16 protein-coding genes and 1 pseudogene are annotated in these 15,785 nt (G+C 71.2%); 6 read left to right on the plus strand and 11 right to left on the minus strand.

Features of this window, described 5'->3' with window-relative positions; genetic code table 11:
• From OG542_RS07535 to OG542_RS07550, 4 genes are all read right to left on the minus strand, one after another.
• The gene (locus OG542_RS07535; protein WP_328409298.1) at positions 1 to 675 is read right to left on the minus strand and encodes an RES family NAD+ phosphorylase; all 675 of its coding nucleotides are present in this window, start codon (positions 673 to 675) and stop codon (positions 1 to 3) included.
• Positions 676 to 678: 3 nt separating this feature from the next.
• On the minus strand, positions 679 to 1,332 hold the full coding sequence (locus OG542_RS07540; RefSeq protein ID WP_328409300.1) for a hypothetical protein: 654 nt from the start codon (positions 1,330 to 1,332) through the stop codon (positions 679 to 681).
• Positions 1,323 to 2,453, minus strand: a complete 1,131-nt coding sequence (locus OG542_RS07545; protein ID WP_328409302.1) for a macro domain-containing protein — start codon at positions 2,451 to 2,453, stop codon at positions 1,323 to 1,325. Before OG542_RS07545 ends, OG542_RS07540 begins: the two co-directional genes overlap by 10 nt.
• Positions 2,454 to 2,526: 73 nt before the next feature.
• On the minus strand, positions 2,527 to 3,798 hold the full coding sequence (locus OG542_RS07550; protein WP_408057732.1) for a sensor histidine kinase: 1,272 nt from the start codon (positions 3,796 to 3,798) through the stop codon (positions 2,527 to 2,529).
• A 179-nt stretch (positions 3,799 to 3,977) separates the two neighbouring features.
• Between OG542_RS07550 and OG542_RS07555 the strand changes: the two genes are divergently transcribed.
• Positions 3,978 to 4,178, plus strand: a complete 201-nt coding sequence (locus tag OG542_RS07555; protein WP_311128508.1) for a hypothetical protein — start codon at positions 3,978 to 3,980, stop codon at positions 4,176 to 4,178.
• A 48-nt stretch (positions 4,179 to 4,226) separates the two neighbouring features.
• On the opposite strand, the gene OG542_RS07560 is transcribed toward OG542_RS07555, so the two are convergent.
• Both OG542_RS07560 and OG542_RS07565 read right to left on the minus strand, forming a co-directional pair.
• Positions 4,227 to 4,622 (minus strand): guanyl-specific ribonuclease, encoded by a 396-nt coding sequence (locus OG542_RS07560; protein ID WP_193476842.1) that lies wholly within the window; start codon positions 4,620 to 4,622, stop codon positions 4,227 to 4,229.
• Positions 4,623 to 4,774: 152 nt separating this feature from the next.
• Positions 4,775 to 5,401 (minus strand): dihydrofolate reductase family protein, encoded by a 627-nt coding sequence (locus tag OG542_RS07565; protein ID WP_328409304.1) that lies wholly within the window; start codon positions 5,399 to 5,401, stop codon positions 4,775 to 4,777.
• A 188-nt stretch (positions 5,402 to 5,589) separates the two neighbouring features.
• Between OG542_RS07565 and OG542_RS07570 the strand changes: the two genes are divergently transcribed.
• Positions 5,590 to 6,357: an SDR family oxidoreductase gene (locus OG542_RS07570; protein ID WP_328409305.1), complete on the plus strand. Its 768-nt coding sequence runs from the start codon at positions 5,590 to 5,592 to the stop codon at positions 6,355 to 6,357.
• Positions 6,358 to 6,434: 77 nt separating this feature from the next.
• Here OG542_RS07570 and alc read toward each other — a convergent pair whose 3' ends face one another.
• Together alc and allB are read right to left on the minus strand one after the other, a co-directional pair.
• Complete coding sequence (gene alc, locus OG542_RS07575) at positions 6,435 to 7,550, minus strand: allantoicase (protein WP_328409307.1); 1,116 nt, start codon at positions 7,548 to 7,550, stop codon at positions 6,435 to 6,437.
• A 52-nt stretch (positions 7,551 to 7,602) separates the two neighbouring features.
• Entirely contained in the window at positions 7,603 to 8,943 is a 1,341-nt protein-coding gene (gene allB / locus OG542_RS07580) for an allantoinase AllB (RefSeq protein WP_328409308.1), read from the minus strand.
• A gap of 269 nt (positions 8,944 to 9,212) precedes the next feature.
• Between allB and allR the strand changes: the two genes are divergently transcribed.
• A complete protein-coding gene (gene allR, locus OG542_RS07585) occupies positions 9,213 to 10,013 on the plus strand; it encodes an allantoin degradation transcriptional regulator AllR (RefSeq protein ID WP_184588787.1) in 801 nt (266 codons plus the stop codon).
• A gap of 33 nt (positions 10,014 to 10,046) precedes the next feature.
• Here the strand turns inward: allR and OG542_RS07590 are convergent, their stop codons facing one another.
• Positions 10,047 to 10,340, minus strand: a complete 294-nt coding sequence (locus tag OG542_RS07590; protein WP_261678596.1) for a DUF5955 family protein — start codon at positions 10,338 to 10,340, stop codon at positions 10,047 to 10,049.
• 231 nt (positions 10,341 to 10,571) lie between these two features.
• Between OG542_RS07590 and OG542_RS07595 the strand changes: the two genes are divergently transcribed.
• Positions 10,572 to 11,186, plus strand: coding sequence for a nucleotidyltransferase family protein (locus OG542_RS07595; RefSeq protein ID WP_328409311.1), 615 nt, complete (start codon positions 10,572 to 10,574; stop codon positions 11,184 to 11,186).
• Positions 11,187 to 11,394: 208 nt separating this feature from the next.
• The gene (gene aceB / locus OG542_RS07600) at positions 11,395 to 13,020 is read left to right on the plus strand and encodes a malate synthase A (RefSeq protein ID WP_328409313.1); all 1,626 of its coding nucleotides are present in this window, start codon (positions 11,395 to 11,397) and stop codon (positions 13,018 to 13,020) included.
• A gap of 16 nt (positions 13,021 to 13,036) precedes the next feature.
• On the opposite strand, the gene OG542_RS07605 is transcribed toward aceB, so the two are convergent.
• Together OG542_RS07605 and OG542_RS07610 are read right to left on the minus strand one after the other, a co-directional pair.
• A complete protein-coding gene (locus tag OG542_RS07605) occupies positions 13,037 to 13,306 on the minus strand; it encodes an Rdx family protein (protein ID WP_184588795.1) in 270 nt (89 codons plus the stop codon).
• Positions 13,303 to 14,217: a HipA family kinase gene (locus OG542_RS07610; protein ID WP_328409315.1), complete on the minus strand. Its 915-nt coding sequence runs from the start codon at positions 14,215 to 14,217 to the stop codon at positions 13,303 to 13,305. Before OG542_RS07610 ends, OG542_RS07605 begins: the two co-directional genes overlap by 4 nt.
• Positions 14,218 to 15,459: 1,242 nt before the next feature.
• Between OG542_RS07610 and OG542_RS07620 the strand changes: the two are divergent.
• Positions 15,460 to 15,764 (plus strand): annotated as a pseudogene (locus OG542_RS07620) (CorA family divalent cation transporter); the annotation flags it as partial.
• Between the last annotated feature and the right edge of the window lie 21 nt (positions 15,765 to 15,785).

Genomic DNA, 15,785 nt, shown 5'->3' on the forward strand with positions numbered 1-15,785 from the left:
TCACATCCCCCGCTCCCGCGGCCGCGGCGCGGTTCGCGTCCGATACGGCGCCAGCACCCCGTTGAGCCACCGTTCCCCCTCCTCGGTCCCGAAGTCGACGCCGGGCGCGCCCGTGGGTTCCAGCACCGGCGGCCCGCCCCGGTCGTCGAAGAGGATCGCGACCCGGTCGGCGGGCTCGCGCTTCGACGGCCAGACGAAACCCTGCGCCCAGGGCTCGGTCCGCCGGCGGATCCAGTGGCCCCAGTCGCGGGTCTGCGGATAGTCCGCGCCCTCGGTGTGCACCAGCCATGAGTCCTGCGCCACCGCCGCGAGATCCGCGCCGGACATCAGCGAGACGACCTCGATGTCGGCGGCCAGCCGCAGGAAGGACAGGCTGCGGCGTTCGAACGCCACGCGGGGCAGCAGCCGGTGGCCCGCCTCGGAGTCGAACGGCAGTGAGCGCAGCAGCACCTCGCAGACGGCGGCACCGACGCCGAAGCCGACGTAGAGGTAGCCGTAGCGGTCGTAGGGGGTGCTGTCGAAACGGCCGCCGTAGTAGAAGGCGTGCGAGGGGCGGGCGTTGTACGCGGTCGGCGGGCGGTGGGTGGAGTGCACGCGGTAGACCGGTGTGCCGGCGCGCAGCACCGCTCGGGTCGGTTCGCCCGGCAGGGTCTCGGGCGGCGGGTACTTGCCCATGGGCTACTCCTCCCCCTCCGGGCCGGTCAGTTCCCTTGCCGCGCCGAGCAGTTCGGCGTCGCGGCCGCGGCCCAGCAGGGCCGCGGGGGTGCCGTCCCACCATGTCGTACGGGCCAGCCACCAGTCGGCGGCGCCCCACGGGTCGGTGGCGGCGCGCAGGACGGAGTTGACCTCCAGGACGATGCGCCAGGGCATGCCCCCGGCCTCGAACTGGAAGAGGGGCAGCCGTCTGCGGCCGTCCGTATCGGAGAGGGCGATCAGCCGTGGGTCGGCGCCCTCGGACCAGGGCGTGGACGGTGCGCTCAGCAGGCGTTCGCGGACGGGGCCCAGGACGGGGCCGACCATGGGGTTGCCGTCGAGGACGAGCATGCACAGGTCGGCCGCCGCGTATCCCTCGTACAGCTCGGACTGGGGCTGGGGCGTGAACCGCGCGGTGCCGCCGTGCTGTCGGAGTCGGGCGGACTCGTCCGCGGGGAGGGCGTCGAGGAGGGTCTGTGCGGCGGCCAGGACATCGGTCGGGTCCGAGGCGTCCGCCCCGGCTCGCAGTCGGGACAACCGCTCGCTCAGCGTCCGCCGGGCGCCCGGTTCGAGCAGGCCGGACAGTCTCTGCCAGTCGGCCGCCGCGGCGGCGAGCACCGTGGAGGGGTTCACCCGCACCGGTGTCCCTTCTCCTCGGTGTCGGCCAACGCGTGTGCGGACAGGGGACGTTCGCGCGCGCCCAGGGTCTCGGCCAGCAGGTCGGCGACCAGGGGGCGGCGGACGACGAGGTGGAGGTCGGTGTCCGCGTCGGTGCCGGCGTCCAGCGCGGCCCACAGGGCGCTGACTCCGGTCTGCGGGGGCAGTCCGCCGCGGCCCGCGCCGAGCAGGGGGAAGCAGATCGACCGCAACGGCGGTGTGAAGGCGGCGCGTTCCTCCGACAGCAGGGCCAGGGCGCGGGCCACGGCCGTGGCGACGTCCTGGGCCGCGACGTCGTAGTCGTTGGTGCCGGGCCTCGGGACGGCGACGGCGGCGTGGTAGAGACGGCGGACGCCCCGGGCCGCGAGGGCGCCCGGCTCGGTGGGGGCGACCGTGCCGGGCAGGGCGGGGCGCCCCAGCAGCCCGTTCGCCGTACGCCAGCCGAGCAGCGCGTCGTGCACGGGATCGGCGGTGACGTCCCCGGCCGAACCGCGCACGGCACCCGCGCGGCGCAGGGACGCGGACACGGAGGCCTTGAACATCGCGGGCAGGGAGAGGTGCGTGTTGGTCGGGGAGACGATCACGTCGACGTTCCGGAGGAGTTCGACGGGGTGGACGTGCAGCAGTACCTCGCGGAATCCGACGCGGAGCAAGCGATGCTGCAAGTGCGGGGCGAGCAGGGGAGGTTGGGGCGTGGCCGTGCGCTGCGGGGCGATGCCGGCCAGCCAGCACACCTGTTCGGCGATCTGGGCCAGGACCATCTCCTCCTGGCTCTTGCGGAAGCGCTCGACGCTGACGCTGTACACCTGGGCGGCGAGCCGGCGCCGGTCCGCCGCCGGGCGGTCGCGCAGGCCGGGCGCCAGGCCGAGCGAGTAGCCGGCCGCCTGCTCCAGGTCGCCGCCGCCGAGCCGGGACACGGCCGTGCGCAGCAGGTTCTCCACCTCGACGGGCCAGGCGTCGGTGACGGCGGCGGAGTGCGCGGCCGATGCCCGGCGGAGCAGCGGGACATGGAGATCCCGGATCCGGACCAGACCCTCGACCCGGACCGTCTTCACCTCCCTCAACACGGACGCGACCTCGAACTGCGGTGCACCAGGCGACATATGCCCATGATCCGCCGCCCGCCTCACCCGCCACAAGGGCCGTGGGGACGTCCCGGCCGGACCAGCCGGCCCTTCACGCCCACGGCAGCCACGCCCGCACGTCGAATCCGCCCTCCGGTGTGTGCCCGTGCTCCAGGCGGCCGCCCGCCAGCGTCGCCCGTTCCGTCAGGCCGATCAGGCCCTGGCCGGAGCCGGGTACGGGGGGCACCTCGCCCTCGGGGGGCGGATTGTGCACGGAGACGGTGAGGCCGTCGCCCGGTGCGCCGGTGACGGACAGCGTGACCTCGGTGCCGGGCGCGTGCTTGCGGGCGTTGGTCAGGCCCTCCTGGGCGATGCGGTAGGCGGTGCGGCCGACGGAGGACGGAACGGCGGCGGGGTCGCCGACGCGCTGGTCCAGGGAGACTTTCATGCCGGCCTGGCGGGACTCGGCGACCAGCGCGTCCAGTGCCCCGAGGGTCGGCTGCGGCCTGCCCGTGTCGTCGGGCTCGTCCGCCCGCAGCACGCCGATGATCTCCCGCAGGTCCTGGAGGGCCTCGTGTGCGCTCTCCCGGATCACGCCCGCCGCCCGCGCCGTCTCCGCAGCGGGCGCATCGGGCCGGAACTCCAGGGCCCCCGCGTGCACGCTCAGCAGCGTCAGCCGGTGGGCGAGCACGTCGTGCATCTCCCGCGCGATGGCCTCGCGGGCGAGCCGCTGCGCCTGCTCGGCCCGCAGCCGCGCCTCCGTCTCGGCCCGCCGGGCACGGTCCCTGAGGCTCACCATCAACTGCCGCTTGGCCCGCACGAACATGCCCCAGCCGACGATCGCCACCGTGAGCAGCACGGCGAAGAGCACGCTCACCAGGTAGTGAATGTCCCCGTCGGGGCGCAGCCAGTAGAACAGCGGGATCAGCGCGACGTTGACGCCGCCCACCCAGGCCACGTAGCGGAAAGGGCGGTGCACGGCGAGGGTGAACAGGGCGATCACGGCCGCACCGCCCGCGGTGTCCGAGACGAGGGTGACGGGAGTCAGCGCCACGGCCAGCCCCAGCGGCCGGCGGCGGCGCAGCCAGACCGTCGCGCAGGCCAGCGCGCCGATCACCTGGTCGACGACGGCCAGCCCTTCCGGGACATGGGGGTTCTTGACGAGCGCCTCGACGGCGACCATCCCCACCAGCACGGCGAGCAGGAAGAAGCAGAAGTCGACGATCCAGTCGCGCGCGGTGCGCCGGGGCCGCGCGCCCCGTTCGGGGCCGGGGTCGAGTTCGTGCAGCAGGGCGGACGGGATGAACCATCTGTGCCCGGTGAACAACGAGGGTGTCTCCCCCGTCAGCACCGTGGCGGCCTGCCCCGCGTTGTCACCACTCACGGTCGACAAATCTACGCAGCCCGGTCCCGTTCCACCGCTTTCTGGGCGGGATCGTCGACCAAAGTCGTCACACCGGAGACTTTCGAGGGGGTAGGCCGAGCCGGAACAGGGACTTCGGTCCCCGGATACCCTCCGCGCGGCCGACGCGCGTGGGGGGTCCGCGGGGCGAGGCTCGCGACATGAAGCAGGTACTGGAGATTCTCGGCTTCCTCGCCCTCGTCCAGGGCGTGGCGGGCCTGGTGCACGAGTTCACCGACTGGAACTGGGGGCTCGTGCAACGACTGGGGTTCCTCGACGGCTACGAGGTCTACGCGAGCGTCACGCTGCTGGTGCTGGGCGTGGCCCTGTTCGCGGCGGCCGGGAGCCGGAAGTCCGTCTGAGTGTCCGGGCGGACTTCCGGCCCGCGTGCACCGAAGTGGCCGCCCGGCTCAGCAGCCGTAGTCGACCAGGTCGAACGACTCGTAGTGGTCGGCCGTGTAGTAGTCCTCCTGGTTCTCCTCACCGGTGACGATGCGCCGCGCACCGCGGTTGGAGGAGCCGGGGGTGATGACCGTGTACTCGTGGTAGTAGCCGGTCGACTGCTGGGGCAGGATGCGCTCCCGGTTCTGGAAGACGGTGCCGTCCTGCTCGAACGGGTAGGGGCCGCCCTGCTCGATCAGGTCGAGCGTGTCGTGGGCCTGGGACGGCAGTTTGCTGTAGCAGATGTCGCCGACGGCGGTGGGGGCCGCGTCGGCCGTCGTGGCGGAGACGGTCCCGCCGATGAGGAGAGCGGACACAAGGGCGGCTGCTGCGCCGAGCCGCGAGGCGCGTGGGGGGAAGTTCATGCGCTCATGATGACGCGCGTAGACAGTGGCATGTCAATGTCAAGCGCGGAGATTTTCCCGTCAAGTCCGATGAGTTCGCGGGAAGTTAACCTGCCTTCCGGCGCCCTCGTCCGCTGTTCACCAGGGCCGATGAGGACGCCGGGCGGGGTCGGCTACGCGTCCTCCGGCAGTTTGTACTCGCCGTACTCCGGGCGGCCCGCCAGGTCGTACGTCTGCATCGAGACGCCCGCGCCGGAGACGCTGCCTCCCGTGTGCCGGAACGCGGTCGGTACGGCACCCTCCGGGAACAGCCGGAAACCTGCGCCGAGCACGACCGGGAAGGTCAGCAGGTGGAGGGTGTCGACGAGGTCGAGCGACAGCAGGGAGCGGACGAGAGCGCCGCTGCCGTGCACCTGGACCTCACCGTCGATGCGCTCCTTCAGGGCGGTGACCTCCTTGGCGAGGTCCCCGGAGAGCACGGTGGTGCCCGCCCACTCGGGGCCCTTCAGGGTCGACGAGGGGACGTACTTCGGCAGTGAGTTGAGCTTCGAGGCGACCGGATCGGCCGGGTCGGTCACCTTCGGCCAGTACGAGGAGAAGATGTCGTAGGTGCGGCGCCCGAGCAGGAAGGCGTCCGGGCGTGCGAAGAGGTCGTTGACGAACCGGCCGAAGTCCTCATCGGCGTACCAGAAACTCCAGCCGCCGTGGGTGAAGCCCCCGCGGGTGTCCTCCTTCGGCCCGCCGGGGGCCTGGTAGACGCCGTCGAGGGTGACGAAGAGGGTGGAGACGAGCTTGCCCATGGCGGGTGCCTTCCCATCCGGAACGAAGAGGGTCCGTTGTCATGGGTTCAGACCCCGCCGGCACCCGCAACTCATCGCTGGGCCGTACGCCACGCGCGCGTGCCGTCCCGTTCGAGCGCGCGCGTCCCGCCGACCTCGATGTCCGTTCGCCGCCAGCGTCGCCGCCGGGCGGCCGCTGGGATGGAGACATGACTTCACAAGGAATCTCTCGAGCGACTTCTCAGGAAACCCTGCACGGCAAGGTGGCTCTCGTGACCGGCGGGAGCCGTGGCATCGGCGCGGCGACGGCCCTGCGGCTGGCCCAGGAGGGCGCGGACGTGGCCGTCGGCTACGTGAACGGCAAGGAGGCGGCCGAGGAGGTCGTACGGGCCGTGGAGGCGCTGGGGCGCCGGTCGGTGGCGCTGCGGGCGGATTCGGCGGACGCCGCCGAGGCCGCCGGTGTGGTGGCCGCGGCGGCCGAGGCGCTGGGCGGCTTCGACATCCTGGTGAACAACGCGGGCGTGGGCCTGCTCGGGCCGCTGGAGACCCTGTCGCTCACGGATGTGGACCGGGTCCTCGCCGTGAACGTACGGGCGGTCTTCCTGGCCTCCCAGGCGGCCGCCGCGCTGATGCCGGAGGGCGGACGGATCATCACCCTCGGCAGCTGCATGGCACAACGTGTGCCGGGGCCCGGCGGGGCGCTCTACGCGATGAGCAAGGCCGCTCTGGCCGGTCTGACGAAGGCCCTGGCGAGGGAGCTGGGCGAGCGCGGGATCACCGCGAACCTCGTCCTGCCCGGACCGATCGACACCGACATGAACCCGGCGGACGGGCCGTACGCGTCCGGCCAGGCGGCGATGACCGCGCTGGGCCGGTTCGGAACCGCCGGTGAGGTGGCGTCCATGGTCGCCTATCTGGCCGGGGCGACGTATGTGACCGGTGCGGAGTTCGCCGTGGACGGCGGGCACGCGGCGTGAGGTCCGTGGGGCGCACGTGACGCACATGGGGCGCATCGGTGCTGTCAGGCCGGTGCGCCCCATGGGTCGTGGCCGGCTCAGCCGCCCAGCTCCTGGTGACGCGCCGCGAGACGCCTCGCGCCGTCCTGCGTCAGGGAACCGAACAGACGCAGCCGGGAGATGCCGCCGTCCGGGAAGATGTCCACGCGCGCGTGCGTGCCGACGGCCGGCTCCGGGAGGACGAAGCGGTGGTTGGTGTCGGGCTGGAGGCGGGTGCGGGGCAGGATCTCGCGCCACTCGCCGTCCTCACCGTCCTTGACCGACACGGACGCCCAGCCGGCGCTGTTGCCCTTGAGGTAGGCGGTGTCGATCTCCAGGGCGCGGATCCGCGCCTGGGAGGCCAGCCGGTAGCGGATCCAGTCGTGGCCCTGGTCGCGGCGGCGCCGGGTCTCCCAGCCGTCGTCCATCTTGCGGGAGCGGCCCGGCTGGATGGTATTGGAGGCGGGCGAGTAGAAGAGGTTGGAGGCGTCCTCCGCCTGGCCGCCGTTCTCCAGGGCGACGACGTCGAAGGTGCCCAGCGTCTCCAGCCACGCGGGGTCGGGGACGACCTCGCCGTGGACGCGCAGGCGTGCGATGCCGCCGTCGGGGTGCTGGTTGACCCGCAGGTGGGTGAAGCGCTGCTCGACGGCGACGGAGAAACCGTTCGCCGCGTGGCCGCCGACCGGGGTGCGCGGGACCAGGGTCGTCCACTTCACGTCGTCCCCGAGGAGTTCCTCCGGCGACGGGGAGCCCGGCACGGAAGTGCCCTCGACGGACACCGCCTGCGGGTAGTTGCCGCGGAAGTGGGCCGTGTCGACGACGATCCCGCGGATCACCCCGGGCGCGCCGAGACGCACCAGTGCCCAGTCGTGGTCCTCGGCCGTCGGCCACGGGTGCCCGGCGGAGGCGCCGCGCCGCCGCCGCGTCTCCCAGCCGTCCATGATCTTGCCCTTGTGCCCGAAGTGCTCGGGGTCGAACTCGGCGGGCTCGGGCACCAGCAGGTTCTCGCGCTGGGCGAAGAACTCGTCGTTGGCGGCGAGGACACCGGCCCCGAGGCGCCGGTCGGCGAGGTCGGCGTACTGGGTGAAGGGGAAGTCGGCGGTGCGGTAGTCCGCGTACGGGTCGCCGCCTCCGTAGGGGTTCGCGTCGCCGGTGAAGCTGGGAATCGCCGTCACGGGATGGGTGCCTTTCGGGAGTCGGCCGGATGGGATGCGGGTGCGGGGAGGTCTAGGACTGCCGGGTGAGGAGTCGGCCCTTCGGTTCGGTGAACTCGCCGTCCGCGACGATGCGCTGCCCGCGCAGCCAGGTGGACTTCACGACGCCGTACAGGGTCTTTCCCGCGTACGCCGTGACGCGGTTGCGGTGCTGGAGGGCCACCGGGTCGACGGTGAAGGTCTCGTCGGGTGCGAGGACGGCGAAGTCGGCGTCGCGGCCCGCCGTGATGGCGCCCTTGCGGGTGTCGAGCCCGACCAGTTCGGATGTCCGCGTGGACATCCAGCGGACCACGTCCTCCAGGCCGTGACCGCGCTCGCGGGCCTGGGTCCACACCGCCGCCAGGCTCAGCTGGAGTCCGGAGATGCCGCCCCATGCCGTCGCGAAGTCGTCCGTCTTCAGGTCGGCGGTGGACGGGGAGTGGTCGGTGACGACGCAGTCGATGGTGCCGTCGGCCAGCGCCTGCCAGAGCAGGTCCTGGTTGGCGGACTCGCGGATCGGCGGGCAGCACTTGAACTCGCTGGCGCCGTCGGGGACTTCCTCCGCGGTGAGGGTCAGATAGTGGGGGCAGGTCTCCACGGTGATGCGGACGCCCTCCGCCTTCGCCTCGGCGATCATGGGCAGGGCGTCGCTGGACGACAGGTGCAGGATGTGCACGCGCGCGTGCAGGGCCTTCGCCTCGCGGATGAGCTGCGCGATGGCGGTGTCCTCGGCGTCCCGGGGGCGGGAGGCGAGGAAGTCGGCGTATCTGGGGCCGGGCCGCTGCGGGGCGGAGGCGAGGAGGTGGGGGTCCTCGGCGTGCACGATGAGCAGGCCGTCGAGGGCGGCGATCTCGGCCATGGAGCGGGCGAGCGGATCACGGTCGAGGTGCGGGAACTCGTCCACGCCGGACGGCGACAGGAACGCCTTGAAGCCGAAGACGCCGGCCTCGTGCAGCGGGCGCAGGTCCTTGACGTTGTCGGGCAGCGCGCCGCCCCAGAAGCCGACGTCGATGTGCGCCTTGTCGGCGGCGACCCGCTGCTTCGTACGGAGATGGGCGACGGTCGTGGTCGGCGGGAGGGAGTTGAGGGGCATGTCGACGAGAGTCGTGATGCCGCCGGCCGCCGCGGCGCGGGTGGCGGTCCAGAAGCCCTCCCACTCGGTGCGGCCGGGGTCGTTCACGTGTACGTGGGTGTCGACCAGGCCGGGCAGCAGGACGTGGTCGCCCAGATCCTCCAGGCGGGCGCCCTCCGGTACGGGTGCGTTGTACGGGAGGACGGCCGTGATCGTGCCGTCGGCGACCGCGACGGACGCGGCGCGCGTCCCCTCGGGAGTGATGACACGCGTCGAGCGAAGCACCAGTTCAGCGTCGGACACCCGAACCCCTTACTTCCACTTACTGCCCTTTGCTTCCGCTACTTCCGCGTAACGGAATTCAACTTTCTGTTGAAGGAGTCTTCACTCCCTCCCCCATGCCGTCAAGGGCACACTGAACCTTGGCGCCCTTCAGGTGACTACTCCTGGACGTTTCCACAAAGCGGAATTAAACTTTCAGTACGCAGAACGTAGCTACGTACGAGCGGGGAGTCAACCGACTGCCGGGTAGGCTTCTGCTCTTCCGCCGCCAGCCCCGAAAGGAACGCGCCGTGCCGACGTCCAGCGCCAGCACCACCGACTCCGCCCGGTCCTCCGCCAACGGCGGCGTACAGTCCCTGGAGCGCGCCTTCGACCTGCTCGAACGGATGGCGGACGCGGGCGGCGAGGTCGGCCTGAGCGAGTTGTCCGCGAGCAGCGGGCTGCCCCTGCCGACCATCCACCGCCTGATGCGCACGCTGGTGGCCTGCGGATACGTACGCCAGCAGCCGAACCGGCGGTACGCGCTCGGCCCGCGCCTGATCCGTCTGGGCGAGTCCGCCTCCCGGCTGCTGGGCACCTGGGCACGGCCCTACCTCGCCCGGCTGGTCGAGGAGACCGGCGAGACGGCGAACATGGCGCTGCTGGACGGGGACGAGATCGTGTATGTCGCGCAGGTGCCGTCGAAGCACTCGATGCGCATGTTCACGGAGGTCGGCCGGCGGGTCCTGCCGCACTCCACGGGCGTGGGCAAGGCCCTGCTGGCGAGCTTCCCCGCGGAGGAGGTGCGCGCCCTGCTCCACCGCACGGGCATGCCCGCCGCGACGGAGAAGACGATCACGACGCCCGACGGGTTCATCGCGGCGCTGGAGGACGTACGCCGGCAGGGTTACGCGATCGATGACAACGAGCAGGAGATCGGGGTCCGCTGCCTGGCGGTCTCGGTGCCCGACTCCCCCACCGCCGCCGCCATCTCCATCTCCGGGCCGGCGGGCCGGGTCACGGAGGCGGCGACGGACAAGATCGTGCCGGTGCTCCAGCAGGTCGCCGCGGAACTGTCGGAGGCCCTGGCCAGCCAGAGCCCCGCGTCATGACCGCGCACTGACCGGCCCCGGGTGCGCGGCGCGCTAACCCTCCCCGCGCACCGGCCCCCCGAAGAGGTCCACGGCCCGGCGGACCTCCGACAGGCCGGGGGACAGCGCGCTCACCGAGCCGATCGCGCCGGCGATCAGCAGCAGGGAGCGGCGCAGCCGCGGGATCTCGGGGATGCCGGCGACGGCCATCGCGTCCAGCGCGGCCAGTTCCTCCTCGGCGATGCTCCGGTCGGCGAAATCGCCGGGATGGGCGGCCAGCCGGCGGCGCAGCCCGGACACGGCGGAGCGCAGCTCCGTCACGCGCGGGTCCTCGTCGCCGCTGGTCACAGGCCCCTGCCGCTTCTGCTCCACGCTCCGCAACACAGTCCTCCCCCTCGCACCTCGTCGTGCGCGTGCCATTCCGACGCGAAGTCCCCCACACCGGGCACCGGTCGGGCGCCCGGACCGTCGGTGCGGGCGAGATTAAACGACAGGGCCCACCAGGCGCCAGTCCATTGCGTCATCGACTTGCTCCGCTGCGTAACTTCTCGGCCCGGGATCGTGCGGTATGCAGGATCCATGACGACACGGAAGACGCCGGACAAGGCCCGAGAGGTTGCCGGGGTACTGCTCGCCGCCGGGGGCGGGCGGCGGCTCGGAGGGCGGCCCAAGGCACTGCTCCTCCATCGGGGGCGGCCGCTCGTGGAGCACGCGGTGCGGGTGCTGCGGGAGGGCGGTTGCACACGGGTCCACGTTGTACTGGGCGCCCGGTCCGAAGAGGTGCGTGAACAGGCCGCCCTGCCGGACTGCGTCCTCGTCGACAACCCCGACTGGGAGCAGGGCATGGGCACGTCCCTGCGGGCCGGGCTCGACTCGCTCGCCGGTACGGGCGCCCGGGCCGCCCTGGTCTCGCTCGTCGACCAGCCCGGCATCGGCGCGGCGGCGGTGGCCCGGGTTTTCGGGGCGCACGACGGCGAGGAGTCGCTGGTGTCGGCCGCGTACGACGGGGTGCGGGGCCATCCGGTCCTGTTCGGTGCCGCCCACTGGGCGGGCATCGCCGCGACCGCCACCGGGGACCGGGGGGCACGCGCCTATCTGAAGGAACACGAGCCGGCGATCGCGCTCGTCGAGTGCGGGGACGTGGCCCGGCCCTTCGACATCGACACCGAGGCCGATCTGGCGCACCTTGAGTGAGCGGGGTGGCACGGAGCGCCACCTTTCCTCGACCCGAAGAGTCTCGACGTCAACACACGATTGAACTTCCACTATGAGGAAACTAGTATCCACAGTTCAGAAGCGCCCGAGGGCTCCGCGGGCGCCGAACGCTTGTATCCGGGAAGACTGGCACCCGGTGCCGAACCGCCGGCTCGTCTTCGTAGCTCGCTGAAGGAAGTGACCGTTCATGTCCGCACCAGCGCCGTCCCCGCTGGCCATCGTCGACGCCGAGCCCCTGCCCCGGCAGGAGGAGGTCCTCACCGAAGCGGCGCTGGCCTTCGTGGCCGAGCTGCACCGGCGGTTCACACCCCGGCGTGACGAACTCCTCGCCCGCCGCGCCGAGCGCCGCGCCGAGATCGCCCGCACCTCCACCCTCGACTTCCTCCCGGAGACCGCCGCGATCCGCGCCGACGACTCCTGGAGGGTCGCCCCGAGTCCGGATGCCCTGAACGACCGCCGGGTCGAGATCACCGGCCCGACCGACCGCAAGATGACCATCAACGCCCTCAACTCGGGTGCCAAGGTGTGGCTCGCGGACTTCGAGGACGCCTCCGCACCCACCTGGGAGAACGTGGTCCTCGGCCAGCTCAACCTGAGCGACGCCTACACCCGGAACATCGACTTCACGGACGCGAAGTCCGGCAAGTCGTACGCCCTGAAGGCGAACGAGGAACTCGCCACGGTCGTCATGCGCCCGCGCGGCTGGCACCTGAACGAGCGTCACCTCATCGACGCCGACGGCACCCCGGTGCCCGGCGCGCTGGTCGACTTCGGCCTGTACTTCTTCCACAACGCCAAGCGCCTGCTGGGCCTCGGCAAGGGTCCGTACTTCTACCTCCCCAAGACGGAGTCGCACCTGGAGGCCCGCCTCTGGAACGAGGTCTTCGTCTTCGCCCAGGAGTACGTCGGCATCCCGCAGGGCACCGTCCGCGCGACCGTGCTGATCGAGACGATCACGGCCGCGTACGAGATGGAGGAGATCCTCTACGAGCTGCGCGACCACGCCTCCGGGCTGAACGCCGGCCGCTGGGACTACCTCTTCTCCATCGTCAAGAACTTCCGGGACGGCGGCGCCAAGTTCGTCCTGCCGGACCGCAACGCGGTGACGATGACGGCCCCGTTCATGCGCGCCTACACCGAACTCCTCGTCCGCACCTGCCACAAGCGCGGCGCGCACGCGATCGGCGGCATGGCGGCCTTCATCCCGTCCCGCCGGGACGCGGAGGTCAACAAGGTCGCCTTCGAGAAGGTCCGTGCCGACAAGGACCGCGAGGCGAACGACGGTTTCGACGGCTCCTGGGTGGCCCACCCCGACCTGGTGCCGATCGCCATGGAGTCCTTCGACAAGGTCCTCGGCGAGAAGCCCAACCAGAAGGACCGGCTGCGCGAGGACGTCGACGTCGAGGCGGCCGACCTGATCGCCATCGACTCGCTCGACGCCAAGCCCTCGTACGCGGGCCTGGTGAACGCCGTGCAGGTCGGCATCCGTTACATCGAGGCCTGGCTGCGCGGGCTCGGCGCGGTCGCGATCTTCAACCTGATGGAGGACGCGGCCACCGCAGAGATCTCCCGCTCGCAGATCTGGCAGTGGATCAACGCGGAGGTCGTCCTCGACAACGGCGAGCAGGTCACCGCCGAGCTGGCCCGCAAGGTCGCCGCCGAGGAACTCGCGAACATCCGCGCCGAGATCGGCGACGAGGCCTTCGCGGCCGGCAACTGGCAGCAGGCGCACGACCTGCTGCTGACGGTCTCCCTCGACGAGGACTACGCCGACTTCCTGACGCTGCCGGCGTACGAGCAGCTCAAGGGCTGACTGTCGGGTCGAACCGCTAGCGCTCCGAGTGGCCCAGGGTCTTTCCCGGGGCCACTCGGTCGCGTACGGCCTTCTTCACGGCGGTCGGCTCGGGGAAGCCCTGCTCGCGCCGGTCCCAGACGACCTCGTCGCCGACGCGGACGACGAACACGCCGCCCTTGCCCGGCTTCAGCGCCAGTTCCGTCAGTTCCGCCTCGAAGGTCGTGAGCAACTCCTGCGCCAGCCATGCCGCTCGGGGCAGCCAGCGGCACTGGGTGCAGTACTCGATCTCCACACGGCCACTCATCCGAGGTGCACCGACCAATCCTGTTGGGCCGCGGGTTTGCCGTGCAGGTCGGGGACCTGCTTGAGCCACGCGGGTCGTCCTTGCTGGGTTCTCGCCGCCCGGACGGCCTCCTCGGCGGCGAGCTCCTCCCGGGTGGGGAATCCGGTGGGCAGCCAGGCCTCGGAGGACCGCACGCGCGCGTGGAGGTACGTCACATACGCCTCGCGTGCCTCGTCCGGGGTGGCGAAGCCGGGCTCGTCCGCGAGCCAGGCGTCGGGGACCTCCGCGAGGATGCCGCGCAGCAGCTCCTCCGTCACCCGGGGAGCCAACTCGGCGTCGGCGGCCCGCACATCGGGCCCGTAGTGGCCGAGGGCGTGATGCCGGAAGTCGTAGGCCTTGGCCGGGTCGGCGCCGTCCCAGCGGTGGTGGAAGACGAGGGCGGCGCCGTGGTCGATCAGCCACAGGCGCGGGGGCGCGACGCCCAGGGTGGGCCAGACCATCAGGTTGGAGCTGTGGACCGTGCGGTCGACGTTCACGGTGAGGGCGTCGAGCCAGACGATGCTCCCCGCCTCCAGCGGGTCCACGGGAAAGACCCGGGCGACCTCCGGCGTGAAGTCCCGGGCGCCCGGCAGATAGTCCATGCCGAGATTGACGCCCGCGCTGGCCGCGTGCAGGTCCCGCACCTCCTGGTGGGGCTCGCTGTCGGCGATCGCCGGGTCGAAGTGCACGAGGACCAGCTCGGGGAACCGCAGCCCGAGGGCGCGGGCCAGTTCGCCCACGATCACCTCGGCGACCAGCGCCTTACGGCCCTGCGCGGAGCCGGTGAACTTGACGACATAGGTGCCCAGGTCGTCCGCCTCGACGACGCCGGGGACGGAGCCGCCGGATCGCAGAGGCTCGACATAGCGGGTTGCAGTGACCTCTCTCAGCATTTCCTCAGGCCACCTGACCTTCATCCTTGCGATCCACGGCCAACCTGGTGGGGCGCCACACAGCGGGAACTGCCCGCCGTCAGCCCTGGGGAGAATCTGGGGAGTTTCGACTGGCGTACACATCTCCCTGCCTCCCCAGCAGTCCGTCAATGGCCGTCCGCCCCTTGCTTCGTGCTTCCGGCCTCCGGCATGAAGTGAGCATAGTAACCAAGGGTGATCGCCAGCGAGGACGCCTTGGCGTCCTCCAGGGTCTCGAAGGAACGGTCCCGGACGCGGAGGGGCCCTGGTGCCATATGGCACCAGGGCCCCGAAGGAACTGCTACACCATCTGCCGGCCCTGATACTGCACCGGCCTTCTGTTTCCGCAGACCCGGCCGGGATGCTGCCGGGGATGCGGGGATCGCGGTTGCCTGACCGGAGACCACCTCACTATCGATGTCCTGCGGTTACCCGGGCTCAGCGATTGCGCCCAGGCGATCCTGATGGCGCTCGGCTCCTCCGTTCTTCCCTCTTGATCAACACTGCCCGGCAGGAACTGCGTACTGCCGTACTGCCGGTCCTGCGCACTGCATTTACTGCTAGGTGATGCGAACGTGCTGGTGACCTGAGTAAGCGTCACTCTTCGACAGCCAGCCCCGTCGCCCGTCCTTCGTCTGCTCTGGCTTAGAACCCCGCTGCCGAACCTCCCGGTGCGCGCGTCCGCAGCCGACGCCTTCACCGAGGTGCTGCTCACTGACTTCACTGCTGAGTACTGCGAACTGCACTTACGGGTACTGCCACGGCGGCCCCTGATCGCTGCGGGCCACCCGGTGCGGTCGTCAGTCCCGTCGCCGTCCTGCAAAAACCCTGGCTTCGGAACTCCACCACCGCACCGTCCTGCGCACTGCAACTGCGGTTACTGCTGCCTGACAGTTCGTGTCTGTCAGGCCCTGCGGTCTCTCTGAGCTACGAGAGAAACCATAACCAGGCCACCGTCCAATGTCTACTACGGCCACGATAGATTTCCGCGCGTTCGAAGGTGAGGTAAGTGACATCGAACGTGGACGGAGACCAACGCCTGTCACCAGCCGGCCATGCGGCGAGCTGCGCGAGCCAGAACGTTGTCCGGTCAGTCGGTGGCAAGGGAGATGGCGATGTCGTGCGCGGTGAAGGCTGCCACCGTCAGGGCGTGGAAGACCTCGTGGAAGCCGCACCAACGCGGCGGGGTCGGGGCACTGGAGGGGGCCCTCGGACACCGTGGAGGAGGCCGTCCGGCACGCCCGCAAGCACCGGGACGGCTTCGTCTGGCTGAGCCTGCACGAACCCGGCGAGGCGGAGATCGCCGGGGTCGCGGAGCTGTTCGGCCTGCATCCCCTGGCCGTCGAGGACGCCGTCCACGCCCACCAGCGCCCAAGGTCGAGCAGTACGGCGACGTCCTGTTCGCCGTCTTCAAAACCGTCACCTACGTCGAACACGCCGAACTGACCGCCTCCAGCGAGGTGGTGAACACCGGCGAGATCATGGTCTTCACCGGCCCCGACTTCGTCGTCACCGTCCGCCACGGCCGTGACGAGCCCCTGCGCGCCTGG

The sequence above is a fragment of the Streptomyces violaceus genome, assembly GCF_036014075.1.
Lineage (GTDB): Bacteria > Actinomycetota > Actinomycetes > Streptomycetales > Streptomycetaceae > Streptomyces > Streptomyces violaceus.